This is a genomic window from Cupriavidus taiwanensis (assembly GCF_900250115.1).
Taxonomy (GTDB): domain Bacteria; phylum Pseudomonadota; class Gammaproteobacteria; order Burkholderiales; family Burkholderiaceae; genus Cupriavidus; species Cupriavidus taiwanensis_B.
Map to the genome: position 1 here is coordinate 3470334 of NZ_LT984803.1, position 12482 is coordinate 3482815.

The 12482-nt window shown below is 64.0% G+C and carries 13 protein-coding genes; 1 reads left to right on the plus strand and 12 read right to left on the minus strand.

Annotated features, from left to right (window positions below):
• Positions 1 to 180: 180 nt before the first annotated feature.
• The gene (gene hemE, locus CBM2586_RS16230) at positions 181 to 1278 is read right to left on the minus strand and encodes a uroporphyrinogen decarboxylase (protein ID WP_115688480.1); all 1098 of its coding nucleotides are present in this window, start codon (positions 1276 to 1278) and stop codon (positions 181 to 183) included.
• 250 nt (positions 1279 to 1528) lie between these two features.
• Between hemE and CBM2586_RS16235 the strand changes: the two genes are divergently transcribed.
• A complete protein-coding gene (locus CBM2586_RS16235) occupies positions 1529 to 2488 on the plus strand; it encodes an IS110 family transposase (protein WP_115661482.1) in 960 nt (319 codons plus the stop codon).
• Positions 2489 to 2504: 16 nt separating this feature from the next.
• On the opposite strand, the gene CBM2586_RS16240 is transcribed toward CBM2586_RS16235, so the two are convergent.
• The 11 genes from CBM2586_RS16240 to CBM2586_RS16290 all read right to left on the minus strand — a co-directional run bounded on the left by CBM2586_RS16240 (position 2505) and on the right by CBM2586_RS16290 (position 12221).
• Positions 2505 to 3455, minus strand: coding sequence for an alpha/beta hydrolase (locus CBM2586_RS16240; RefSeq protein ID WP_115688482.1), 951 nt, complete (start codon positions 3453 to 3455; stop codon positions 2505 to 2507).
• Between the two features lie 49 nt (positions 3456 to 3504).
• On the minus strand, positions 3505 to 3945 hold the full coding sequence (locus CBM2586_RS16245) for a CoA-binding protein (RefSeq protein ID WP_115688484.1): 441 nt from the start codon (positions 3943 to 3945) through the stop codon (positions 3505 to 3507).
• 716 nt (positions 3946 to 4661) lie between these two features.
• Entirely contained in the window at positions 4662 to 5078 is a 417-nt protein-coding gene (locus CBM2586_RS16250; RefSeq protein WP_115663559.1) for a F0F1 ATP synthase subunit epsilon, read from the minus strand.
• A gap of 96 nt (positions 5079 to 5174) precedes the next feature.
• Positions 5175 to 6578 carry a F0F1 ATP synthase subunit beta gene (atpD, locus tag CBM2586_RS16255; RefSeq protein ID WP_115663558.1) on the minus strand — a complete coding sequence of 468 codons (1404 nt, stop codon included), beginning with the start codon at positions 6576 to 6578 and terminating at the stop codon, positions 5175 to 5177.
• 33 nt (positions 6579 to 6611) lie between these two features.
• Positions 6612 to 7487 (minus strand): F0F1 ATP synthase subunit gamma, encoded by an 876-nt coding sequence (gene atpG, locus CBM2586_RS16260; protein ID WP_115663557.1) that lies wholly within the window; start codon positions 7485 to 7487, stop codon positions 6612 to 6614.
• Positions 7488 to 7561: 74 nt separating this feature from the next.
• On the minus strand, positions 7562 to 9103 hold the full coding sequence (gene atpA / locus CBM2586_RS16265; protein ID WP_115688486.1) for a F0F1 ATP synthase subunit alpha: 1542 nt from the start codon (positions 9101 to 9103) through the stop codon (positions 7562 to 7564).
• Positions 9104 to 9141: 38 nt separating this feature from the next.
• The gene (locus CBM2586_RS16270) at positions 9142 to 9687 is read right to left on the minus strand and encodes a F0F1 ATP synthase subunit delta (RefSeq protein WP_063240866.1); all 546 of its coding nucleotides are present in this window, start codon (positions 9685 to 9687) and stop codon (positions 9142 to 9144) included.
• Positions 9688 to 9689: 2 nt separating this feature from the next.
• Entirely contained in the window at positions 9690 to 10160 is a 471-nt protein-coding gene (locus CBM2586_RS16275) for a F0F1 ATP synthase subunit B (RefSeq protein WP_115663555.1), read from the minus strand.
• Between the two features lie 99 nt (positions 10161 to 10259).
• The gene (atpE, locus tag CBM2586_RS16280) at positions 10260 to 10526 is read right to left on the minus strand and encodes a F0F1 ATP synthase subunit C (protein ID WP_010811268.1); all 267 of its coding nucleotides are present in this window, start codon (positions 10524 to 10526) and stop codon (positions 10260 to 10262) included.
• 78 nt (positions 10527 to 10604) lie between these two features.
• Positions 10605 to 11471: a F0F1 ATP synthase subunit A gene (gene atpB / locus CBM2586_RS16285; RefSeq protein ID WP_115663554.1), complete on the minus strand. Its 867-nt coding sequence runs from the start codon at positions 11469 to 11471 to the stop codon at positions 10605 to 10607.
• Positions 11472 to 11714: 243 nt separating this feature from the next.
• A complete protein-coding gene (locus tag CBM2586_RS16290; protein ID WP_115663553.1) occupies positions 11715 to 12221 on the minus strand; it encodes an ATP synthase subunit I in 507 nt (168 codons plus the stop codon).
• Positions 12222 to 12482: the final 261 nt, after the last annotated feature.

Sequence of the window (12482 nt, forward strand, 5' to 3'; positions counted from 1 at the left end):
GGTGTGCATAAGTCAAGTGCCGCCAGTCAACTCCGCGTACCTTTTTGGTGGGGCCTGGCGAAAAAGTTAACTTGACATGGTACGGCCACGCGGCCCGCGCAGCACTGGGTACGGGCGCGGCCCGGTCGCTGCAGCGCGGGGCAGCACCGAACCGGCCTACCTGCCTGGATACCGCGGCCGTCACTTCCCTGCTGCGCGCAGCTGGCGGCTGTGCCGGTGCACTTCGTCGACCAGCACGGAGACGCTCTCCGGCGGCGTGAACTGTGAAATCCCGTGGCCGAGGTTGAAGACATGGCCGTCGCTGCCGCCGCCGGCGGCATAGCTGTCCAGCACGCCACGCACCTGCGCACGGATCGCGGCCTCGGGCGCAAACAGGACGGTCGGGTCGATATTGCCCTGCAGTGCCACGCGGCCGCCGGTGCGCCGGCGCGCCTCGGTCAGGTTGACGGTCCAGTCCAGCCCGATGGCATCGGCGCCGGTGTCGGCCAGCGCTTCCAGCCACAGCCCGCCGCCCTTGGTGAAGACGATCGCCGGCACTTGCTGTCCGGCGTGCTCGCGCTTCAGGCCGGCCAGCACGCGCCGCATGTAGGCCAGCGAGAACGCCTGGTACATGCCGTCGGCCAGCGCCCCGCCCCACGTGTCGAAAATCATCACGGCTTGGGCGCCCGCCTCGATCTGCGCGTTCAGGTACGCCGTGACCGCCTGCGCATTGATTTCGAGGATGCGGTGCATCAGGTCGGGGCGGCCGTACATCATCGCCTTGACCGTGCGGAAATCATCCGAGCCGCCGCCCTCGACCATGTAGCAGGCCAGGGTCCAGGGGCTGCCCGAGAAACCGATCAGCGGCACGCGCTGGCGGCCGTCCTGCACCAGCGCACGGCGAATCTCGCGCACGGCGTCAAACACGTACTGCAGCGACACCATGTCGGGCACGGCCAGCTTGTGCACGTCGGCCTCGGTGCGCAGCGGATGGGCGAAGCGCGGGCCTTCGCCCTGCGCGAACGACAGGCCCAGGCCCATCGCATCCGGCACCGTCAGGATGTCCGAGAAGAGAATGGCCGCGTCCAGCGGATAGCGGTCCAGCGGCTGCAGTGTCACCTCGGTGGCGTAGGCCGGGTTCTTGGCCAGCCCAAGGAAGCTGCCGGCGCGCGCGCGCGTGGCGTTGTACTCGGGCAGGTAGCGGCCTGCCTGGCGCATCAGCCACAGCGGCGTGTATTCGGTCTGCTGGCGGCGCAGCGCGCGCAGGAAGGTATCGTTCTGCAGTGCGGTCATGGTCATCCTCGTAAGACCGCCATTCTAAGGGATGGCTGCGCGCGGATGCCGCTTGTATGTTCAGACCAGACCAGTGCGGTAGAGTCTGAGCGTCGTTGAGGCGGCCAGACCGGCTCGTGCAGTTTGATAGCCGCTAGGGTGATCGAGCCCGCGCCTGAGTACAGAACGCACGGTCGCCGTGCTGGTCTTCCTGAAGCCCGAACGGTTACGCGCGCCTTGTGTGAGCGCGCATGCACAAGCAAGGGATCTGAAGACCATGTCTGTTATCTCAGTTGTTGGTATTGACGTTGCGAAGGCACACGTCGATGTCTGTGTACTGGGCGCCAATCGCGATACCCAGCAGTTTGCCAACGATGCCGAGGGCCATTCGGCACTGGCCGCGACCTTGCAGCCGCTGGGGATTGGCCTGGTGGTGATGGAGGCCACCGGCGGCTACGAGGCGGCACTGGTCTGTGCGCTGCAGGCGGCAGGCCAACCTGTGGCGGTGATCAACCCGCGCCAGGCCCGCGATTTCGCCAAATCCATGGGGCGCCTCGCAAAGACCGACACCATCGATGCGCGCATGCTCGCCGAACTGGCCTCGGTACTGGTGCAACGCGAAGACCTTGCGCGCTTCCTGCGCCCGCTGGCCGACGCCCAGCAGCAGTGGCTGGCGGCCCTGGTTACGCGCCGGCGCCAACTGCTGACCATGTTGAACGCCGAACGCCAGCGGCTGCAGATCACGCCGGCCGGGCTGCACCCGAGCATCGAGGCCATCGTGGCGGCCATCAAGGCCCAACTGGACGACGTGGAGGCGCAGATGGTGGGCCACATGCGTGAGCACTTTGGGGAACTAGATCGGCTGTTGCAGTCGGCCAGCGGCATCGGCCCGGTGGCCAGCGCCACGCTGATTGCCGAATTGCCTGAGCTCGGGCGGCTCAGCCGGCGCGAGATCGCGGCCCTGGTAGGTGTGGCGCCCATGGCCAATGACTCGGGCAGCAGCAGGGGGCGGCGCCGGATTCTGGGAGGGCGCTTCGAGATCCGGCGGGTACTGTACATGGCCACGCTCACCGCAACCCGGCACAACCCCGCCATCAAAGCCTTCTACCAGCGCCTGACAGCCGCCGGCAAGCTGCCCAAGGTGGCGTTAGTGGCCTGCATGCGCAAGTTACTGACCGTGCTCAACGCCATGGTCAGAACCAGCACCCCTTGGGGCAAATCGCTTCACCGAACTTGACTTTGAAGACGGTTACTCAGACGTCGTCGATCATCCCGGTGAACGCCGACGCGGCGCGACGCATCCATTCCCGTGCCCGGTCCGCCTCGGGCTGCAGCCGCGCGAAGCCGTGGGTCATGCCGCTGGCCTCGATGGTGATGACGGGGGCATCGTGGCGCACCAGGAAGTCGGCATAGGCCAGGCCGTCGTCGCGCAGCACATCGTGCGCCGCCACCATCAGCACCGTCGCCGGCGGCCGCATCGGCGGCGCGGCCATCAGGTGCACGCGCGGATCGACGTGGGCAGCGCCCTGCGCCAGCGCCTCGGCGCCGATGAACTGGGTCCAGAACCAGGCCATCTCGTCACGCGTCAGGCCCGGACCATCGGCGAAGGCGCGGTAGCTTTCGGTGCTGAGCACCGGCGCCGCGACCGGATAGATCAGCAGCTGGGCGTCGACCCGCAGCGCGTCGCCGGCATTGAGCTGCTGCGCGGCCTGCGCCGCGAGATGGCCGCCGGCGCTGTCGCCGGCCACCGCCAGGAAATCAGGCGCCAGACCCAGCGCCTGGCGCTGGCCGGCGAGCCATACAACGGCTTCGGCGGCATCTTCGCAAGGCGCCGGGAAGGCGTGTTCCGGTGCCAGCCGGTAATCGACACTGGCGACGGCGCACCCGGTATCCGCCGCGAGCAAGGCCGCGACGGTGTGATGCGTCTGGGTAGAACCAATCACCCAGCCACCGCCGTGGAAGTACACCAGCAGCCGCGGCGTGGCCACGTCGGGCGGGCGGAACAGCCGTGCCTCGAGCGAGCGGCCGGCCAGTTCCACTTCGAGCCTCTGCACGACCACGCCCTCCGGATCCGGCCGCAACGAGGTGGCGGCAATCTCGGCGAAGCGGGCGCGCTGCGCCGGGACATCGGCCGGTACCGGCTCGGTGGCATAGCGTTCGGCCAGGCGGCGGTAATAGGCGAGCAGTTGCGGATCGATGGCCATGGTCGGCGGCGGGTCGGGGGAAATCGGGAAGGATGGGAAAAGGCGCGAATCAGGCGCCTTCAAGCTGGCGTGTCAGTTCAATCTTGCTGCAGCAATCCTGCACCGCCAGCAGCCCCGCCTCGGTGGCACGGCGCACCGCCTGGTCGTTGACGATGCCAAGCTGCAGCCAGACGCCGCGCGCACCGATGGCGATGGCTTCGTCGACCACAGCCGGGGTGTCTTCGGCGCGGCGGAAGATATCGACCCATGCGATGGGTGCGCCGGCCGCGTCGGCGGCATCGGCGGCCTCGCGCAACGTGGCGTGGCAGGTCTCGCCCAGGATGCGTTCGCCGGCATGGCGCGGATTGACCGGCACGATGCGGAAGCCGTGGCCCTGCAGGAATCCGGCGACTTCATGGCTGGGCCGTTCCGGCCGGTCGGACAGGCCGACCACGGCTACGGTCTTCATCGCCAGCATGGCTTGTATGGCTTGCTGCATCTCAGGCGGCATGGCGTCTCCGGTGGTGTGGACGTGAATGAGCGGGTGACCCTCGGGCTGCAGTGGCAAGGCGGGCAAACCACCGGCCAGGTCAATCGTAACCGTAATTGTCGCGCGGCATTTGGTGCGGAAACGAACACAGCAAGCGCTGACAAAAAGATAATCCCGCAACACGTGACGGCGCAAAACGTGACGCCAAGGCGCGAAAATATGCCGATCACGCCGGATTTCAGGCGCTCCGGTTTTCAACTTCTTTCAAAACGATACATTTTGTTACTGCCATGCCAGGGAGTTTCCCCCACAATGCATTGACACACCCGCGGCGCGGGCGTGGCGCCCCGGTGAAAATGGCAGTGCAGACTAAAAGGGGCGTGCTGAAGAAAGCCTTTTTGTAGCGTTTCCGGCAGTAATCCGATTTTCCGATCCAGCGTAAAGCTGGCTGGACCGGAGCACCAGGAAGACCGTTGCAGCGCGTGGCCTTTGCGGCCGGTGAGCGGATATTCGGATATCCGTTGCGCCTTGCTTGTCGACCTGGACCGAACCCGTTCCTTCGAATTGACCCCTCGAAGGGATTTTCCCGTCCGCGCGGAGCCTCCCCGGCCCGCGCGCTTTTTTTTGTCCAGGCGCGGCAAAAGCATATCGCTGCGCCCACAAAAAAGGCAGCCTCGCGGCTGCCTTTTTTAAATGTCGCATCGAAAAAACAACAATGCGACAGTCCTGCTCGATGCTTACTTCTTCCGACGCAGACGGGCAATCGCTGCCAGTTGCGCGGCGGCCACGGCCAGTTCGCTCTGGGCGCGGGCCAGGTCGAGGTCGCTGCTCTGGTTCTGCATCAGCTCCTCGGCGGCGCGCTTGGCTTCCTGGGCCTTGGCTTCGTCCAGGTCGCCACCGCGGATCGCGGTGTCGGCCAGCACGGTGACGTGCTTGGGCTGCACTTCGAGAATGCCGCCGGCAACGAACACGAACTCGTCGCTGCCGTCTTCCTTCTCGATGCGCACCGCACCCGGCTGGATGCGCGTGATCAGCGGCGTGTGCCCGGGCAGGATGCCCAGCTCACCCGACTCGCCCGGCAGCGCCACGAACTTCGCCTGGCCGGAGAAGATCGACGCTTCCGCGCTGACGACGTCTACAAGAATGGTTGCCATATCTGATCCTTTCTCCAATCGCTTCGCTCAAGCGGCCGACCCGGACCGAACCGGGTCGGCCTTCGCTCCCGCTGGCGCGGGAACGACAAGCAAGGCTTACTGGAGCTTCTTGGCCTTCTCGAAGGCTTCGTCGATCGAGCCGACCATGTAGAACGCCTGCTCGGGCAGGTGATCGCACTCGCCGTCGACCAGCATCTTGAAGCCGCGGATGGTTTCCTTCAGCGGCACGTACTTGCCCGGCGAACCCGTGAACACTTCGGCCACGTGGAACGGCTGCGACAGGAAACGCTGGATCTTACGCGCGCGGTTCACGGCCATCTTGTCTTCCGGCGACAGTTCGTCCATGCCCAGAATCGCGATGATGTCGCGCAGTTCCTTGTAGCGCTGCAGCGTCTGCTGCACGGCGCGCGCGACGCTGTAGTGCTCCTGGCCCACAACCTGCGGATCCATCTGGCGCGAGGTCGAGTCGAGCGGGTCCACTGCGGGGTAGATACCGAGAGCGGCGATGTCACGCGACAGCACCAGGGTCGAGTCCAGGTGCAGGAAGGTGGTTGCCGGCGACGGGTCGGTCAAGTCATCCGCAGGCACGTAGACGGCCTGGATCGAGGTGATCGAGCCGGTCTTGGTCGACGTAATACGCTCCTGCAGCTTGCCCATTTCTTCAGCCAGCGTCGGCTGGTAGCCCACGGCGGAAGGCATACGGCCCAGCAGTGCCGACACTTCGGTACCAGCCAGCGTGTAGCGGTAGATGTTGTCGACGAAGAACAGGATGTCGCGGCCTTCGTCGCGGAACTTCTCGGCCATGGTCAGGCCGGAAAGTGCCACGCGCAGACGGTTGCCCGGCGGCTCGTTCATCTGGCCGAACACCATGGCCACCTTGTCGAGCACGTTGGATTCCTTCATTTCGTGGTAGAAGTCGTTCCCTTCACGGGTACGCTCGCCCACGCCGGCGAACACCGACAGACCGCTGTGCTGCTTGGCGATGTTGTTGATGAGCTCCATCATGTTGACGGTCTTGCCCACGCCGGCACCACCGAACAGGCCCACCTTGCCGCCCTTGGCGAACGGGCAGATCAGGTCGATCACCTTGATGCCGGTTTCGAGCAGGTCGGTCGAAGGCGACAGTTCGTCGAACTTCGGCGCCTTCTGGTGAATCGCGCGGCGCTCTTCCGAAGCGATCGGGCCAGCTTCGTCAATGGGGCGACCCAGCACGTCCATGATGCGGCCCAGCGTGCCCTGACCCACCGGCACCGAGATCGGCGCTTCGGTGTTCTTCACGGGCATGCCGCGGCGCAGGCCGTCCGACGAACCGAGGGCAATGGTACGCACCACGCCGTCGCCCAGCTGCTGCTGGACTTCGAACGTCAGGCCCTTTTCGGCGAACGACGTTTCGCCGCTGTCTTCCAGCACCAGCGCGTCGTACACCTTCGGCATCGCGTCGCGCGGGAACTCGATGTCCACCACGGCGCCGATGCACTGCACAATATTTCCGATACTCATTTCGTATCTCCGATAGCTTGAATTCTTGACGCCTCAGACCGCTGCCGCGCCGCTGACGATCTCCGACAGTTCCTTGGTGATCGCTGCCTGCCGGGTCTTGTTGTAGTCCAGCTGCAGTTCGCCGATCACGTTCTTCGCGTTGTCGGATGCCGCCTTCATGGCCACCATGCGTGCCGACTGCTCGGACGCCATGTTCTCGGCCACGGCCTGGTACACCAGCGCCTCGACGTAGCGGACCAACAGCTCTTCCACCACGGTCTGCGCGTCAGGCTCGTAGATGTAGTCCCACGAATAGGCGCGCTTCTCTTCTTCCGTCTGCGACAGCTTGTCGGCGGCGAGCGGCAGAAGCTGCTCAACCATCGGTTCCTGCTTCATCGTGTTGATGAACTTGGTGTACGCCAGGTACACCGCGTCGACTTCACCGTTGGTGAATGCATCGAGCTGGACCTTGATCGCGCCGATCAGCTTTTCCAGGTGCGGGGTGTCGCCGAGCTGCACCACATTCGAGGCCACCTTGGCGCCGATGCGGCTCAGGAACTGCATGCCCTTGCTGCCGATGGCAGTGGCTTGCACACCCACGCCGCGGCCTTGCAGGCTCTTCAGCTCGTTGGTCACCGCACGCAGCACGTTCGTGTTCAGACCGCCGCACAGCCCCTTGTCGGTCGTCACCACGATCATGCCAACGCGCTTGACTTCGCGCTCCTGCATGAACGGGTGCTTGAACTCGGGGTTGGCCGAAGCCAGGTGCGCCGCGATGTTGCGCACTTTCTCGGCGTAGGGACGGGCATTGCGCATCCGCTCCTGCGCCTTGCGCATCTTGGATGCGGCGACCATCTCCATCGCCTTGGTGATCTTGCGCGTGTTCTGCACGCTCTTGATCTTGGTTCGAATTTCTTTCGTTCCGGCCATATCTTCCTCTCCGTCCGAACCAGCGCCGCGCCGGCGTCAGCCAGGCGCGGCGGCGGTGTCGGGGAATTGCGCAGTTAGAACGCGGCGGACTTCCTGAAATCCTCGATCGCGGCACGCAGGGCGGGCTCGTCTTCCTTCGACAGCACCTTGGTGTCTTCGATACGGTTGACGAGGTCGGCGTACTTGGTCTTCAGATGGTCGTGCAGGCCCTTCTCGAACGGCAGAATGTCCTTCACTTCCACGTTGTCGAGGAAGCCATTGTTGGCGGCGAACAGCGACGCAGCCAGCTGCCACACCTGCTGCGGCTGGTACTGGGCCTGCTTGAGCAGTTCGGTCACGCGGCGGCCGCGCTCGAGCTGCTTGCGGGTGGCGTCGTCCAGGTCCGAAGCAAACTGCGCGAACGCTGCCAGTTCACGGTACTGTGCCAGGTCGGTACGGATACCGCCGGACAGGTTCTTCACCACCTTGGTCTGTGCAGCACCACCCACGCGCGACACCGAGATACCGGCGTTGATGGCGGGACGAATACCGGCGTTGAACAGGTCGGTTTCCAGGAAGATCTGGCCGTCCGTGATCGAGATCACGTTGGTCGGCACGAACGCGGACACGTCGCCGGCCTGCGTTTCGATAATCGGCAGCGCGGTCAGCGAACCGGTCTTGCCCTTGACGGCGCCGTTGGTGAACTTCTCGACATAGTCTTCGTTCACGCGGGCAGCACGCTCCAGCAGGCGCGAGTGCAGGTAGAACACATCGCCCGGGTAGGCTTCGCGGCCCGGCGGGCGGCGCAGCAGCAGCGACACCTGGCGATAGGCCCAGGCTTGCTTGGTCAGGTCGTCATAAACGATCAGCGCGTCTTCGCCGCGGTCGCGGAAGTACTCACCCATGGTGCAGCCGGCGTAGGCGGCCAGGTACTGCATGGCGGCCGAGTCCGAAGCGGCGGCGGCCACGACGACGGTGTATTCCATCGCGCCGTGCTCTTCCAGCTTGCGCACCACGTTGGCGATCGTCGAAGCCTTCTGGCCAATGGCGACGTACACGCAGTACATGCCCTTGCCCTTCTGGTTGATGATCGCGTCGACGGCCACGGCAGTCTTGCCGGTCTGGCGGTCGCCAATGATCAGCTCACGCTGGCCACGGCCGATCGGCACCATGGAGTCGATCGACTTCAGGCCGGTCTGCACCGGCTGGCTCACCGACTGACGCGCGATCACGCCCGGCGCGACCTTCTCGATCACGTCGGTTTCCTTCGCGTTGATCGGACCCTTGCCGTCGATCGGCTGGCCCAGCGTGTTCACCACGCGGCCCAGCAGTTCCTTGCCAACGGGCACTTCCAGAATGCGGCCGGTGCACTTGACCGTGTCGCCTTCGGAAATGTGTTCGTAGTCGCCCAGCACCACGGCGCCGACCGAGTCGCGCTCGAGGTTCAGCGCGAGGCCGAAGGTGTTGCCGGGGAATTCCAGCATCTCGCCCTGCATCACGCCAGACAGGCCATGCACGCGGCAGATACCGTCGGTCACGGAGATCACCGTGCCGGTGTTGCGCACTTCAGCTTCGGCGCCAAGGCCCGAGATGCGGGTCTTGATCAGCTCGCTGATTTCTGAGGGGTTCAGTTGCATCACAATGCTCCTAATTCTTCAATCCGTCCGACGGCCGCTCAGGCGGCGGTCAGCGCGGTTTGCATGGCTGCCAGGCGCGCACGCACGGAGGTGTCGAGCACTTCGTCGCCAACCTTGACGCTGACGCCGCCGATCAGGGACGGGTCCACCGCCACCTGCGCGTACAGCTTGCGGCCGAACTTGCGTTCGAGTGCGGCGACCAGGTCGTTCAGCTGACCATCTTCCAGCGGGAATGCGCTGATGATCTCAACGTCGGACGACCCTTCGCGGGCGTTCTTGAGCGCATGGAACTGTTCGGCGATGTCGGGCATCACCGTCAGGCGGCCGTTTTCCACCAGCAGCTTGACGAAGCGGCGTGCCTCATCGCTGACCGGGGACTTCAGCACCGACAGGAACAGTTCGGCCAGCTTGTCGCCGGGAACGTTCGGATCGTCGGCGACCGCCTTCATGTCGGCATTGGCGGCAACTTGCCCCATTTCCGACACCAGCTCGGACCATGCACCCAGGTTGCCTGCGCTCGATTCACTGGCGACGCGGAACAGCGCCTCAGCGTAGGGACGGGCAATGGTTGCGGTTTCAGCCATGATTAGAGCTCAGCCTTGAGTTGATTGAGCAGGTCGCTGTGGACCTGCGCGTTCACTTCACGCTTGAGGATCTGCTCGGCACCCTTGACGGCCAGCACGGCAACCTGGTCGCGCAGTTCTTCGCGAGCACGGGTAACCTGCTGATCAGCATCGGCCTTGGCCTGGGCAATGATGCGTGCGGCTTCTGCCTGGGCGTTCTGCTTGATCTCGTCGGCCGTCAGCTGAGCGCGCTTCTCGGCGTCAGCGACGCGTTGAGCGCCTTCGGTGCGGGCTTCGGCCATGGCCTGGTCCACACGCTTGTTGGCGAGTTCAAGCTCGGCCTTGCCCTTCTCGGCAGCGGCGAGGCCATCGGCGATCTTCGTTGCGCGTTCGTCGAGCGCCTTCACCAGCGGCGGCCAAATGAATTTGGCAACAACCCACCACAGGATGAAGAACACGACCATCTGCGCAAAAAACGTTGCGTTCAGATTCATGGTGTGTTCCTTTCGGTAATCAAACTACAGATAAATGCACAAAAGGCGGCCAGGCTGGTGGCCCGCGCCGCCCGTCAGCATCATGCAGACCGAAAAGAATTACTTGATGACAGCCAGCAGCGGGTTGGCGAAGGCGAACAGCATCGCAACACCCACGCCGATCAGGAATGCCGCGTCGATCAGGCCAGCCAGCAGGAACATCTTGGTTTGCAGCGGGTTCATCAGTTCAGGCTGACGTGCGCAGGCTTCGATGTACTTGCCACCCATCAGGGCGATACCCAGGCAGGCGCCGATAGCGCCCAGGCCGATGATGATACCGATACCGATGGCGGTCAGACCCTGGATGTTGGCGAGAAATTCTTGCATGACGACTCCTTTAATTTAGAGAGACTTAGAACCAAAAAACCAAAAACCAAAAAACCTAAAACCTTGAACCTGCGCTGATCAATGGTGATCGTGAGCCTGGCCGATATACACCAGCGTCAGCATCATGAAAATGAAGGCCTGGAGCAGCACGATCAGGATGTGGAAGATCGCCCATACCGTGCCAGCCACCACGTGGCCGACAAAGCCCAGCGCGGACAGGTCGGCGCTGAACGTCCAGATGGAACCCAGCAGCGCGATCAGCAGGAACACGAGTTCGCCGGCGTACATGTTGCCGAACAACCGCATGCCGAGCGAAACCGCCTTGGCGAGGAATTCGATCAGGTTCAGGACCAGGTTGAACGGGGCCAGGTACCACTTGGCGCCGAACGGGGCCGAGAACAGTTCGTGCATGAAGCCGCCCGTGCCCTTGATCTTGAAGCTGTAGTAGATCATCAGCACCAGCACCGAGCACGACATGCCCAGCGTGCCGTTCAGGTCGGCCGTGGCCACCGCGCGGTGGTGGGGAAGATGAATGTGGAAGATGCCCAGCAGGCTGTTCAGGCCGGTGACCCAGTCGACCGGAATCAGGTCGATCGCGTTCATCATGGTGATCCAGCAGAACACCATCAGCGCCAGCGGCGCAATCCACGAACGGTCGCCGTGGATGATGCCCTTGGCCTGGTCGTCGACCATCTCGACGATCATCTCGACGAAGGCCTGGAAGCGGCCCGGTACGCCGGCAGTGACGCGGCGCGCGGCAACGTACAGGAACAGCACGGCGATTGCGCCGCACAGGACCGACCAGAACACCGTGTCATAGTTGATCACGGAGAAATCGACCACCGACGCCTGCTTGCCGCCGACCGAGTTCAAGTTCTGCAAGTGTTCGGCGATATAGCCGGAGGGTGTCAGCGCGTGCTCGGCGCTTTGGGTAGCTTCTGCCATTGTCGAATCGAACGGTATATTGCGAAATCTTCGGGCCGCGCGCCGCTACTCTTGTGCGGCACCCGGTACGCGTCTTGCATTGCCTTCGGCGGATTCGCCGGTCACCGCGATGCAAGCGGGCTTCCAACCTTGGCCGTGTCCGGTGTCAGCGCCATGAAACACGCCGCAGCCGTCACGGAAACTCTTGATATTCCGTTTTGGTGCCACCACTTGCAGGGGAAGCACCGCTTTCGAGCAGCGGACCTAGCGCAATGCCAGTGCCACCACCCAGTATGTCTTCAGCGCCAGCAGGAACGTGACCAGCATCGGCACCCAACGCAGATCCCGGTACAGCACCACGACCAGCACCAGCAGCGCCACCGTGGCAAAGACCTTGATCGCCTCGCCCAGCACCAGCCCACCCACCGAGGCGCGGTCGCGCGCCAGCCACAGGCGGAAAGCGAAGAATCCGCTCGGCACGAAGCACACCATGCCGCCGAACAGCGCCGACCATCCATATGGCCCCGGCTCTCTCGCAAACAGCGCCCAGCACAGTGCCGACAGCAGGGAAACCGCCACCTGCGCCAGGACAACCTTGCCCGGGGTCATGCGCGAAGGACGCAGCGCGCGCTCGCCAAACAGCGACACCGCCTCGGCATGCGACAGCGGATCGACGGCCTCTTCTTCACGGTCCGCGCCTTCTTTCCAGTCATCCCAGTCATCTTCCTGACGGGACCCGGCGCCTCGTTGCTGACGGTCTCGAACCACCACCTGCCTGCCTTATCCGGGCCGGAACTTTTCGGCCCGACCAGAATTCAAACCGCACGATTTTAAGGGGAACTACTGATTCGCGTCAATCTGCTTACATTTACCTTGCAGTGCGTTGCGCACAACGGTTGCCATCACGATTGCATAATGGCTGCGCGAAAATTGCGCGGCAATGATGTTTGACGTAATTGGATTGCGCAGGGAACCCTGCGCATGATGGGGGATTACCGATCGGGCACAAGGTATACCGGGGATCGGCCCGGC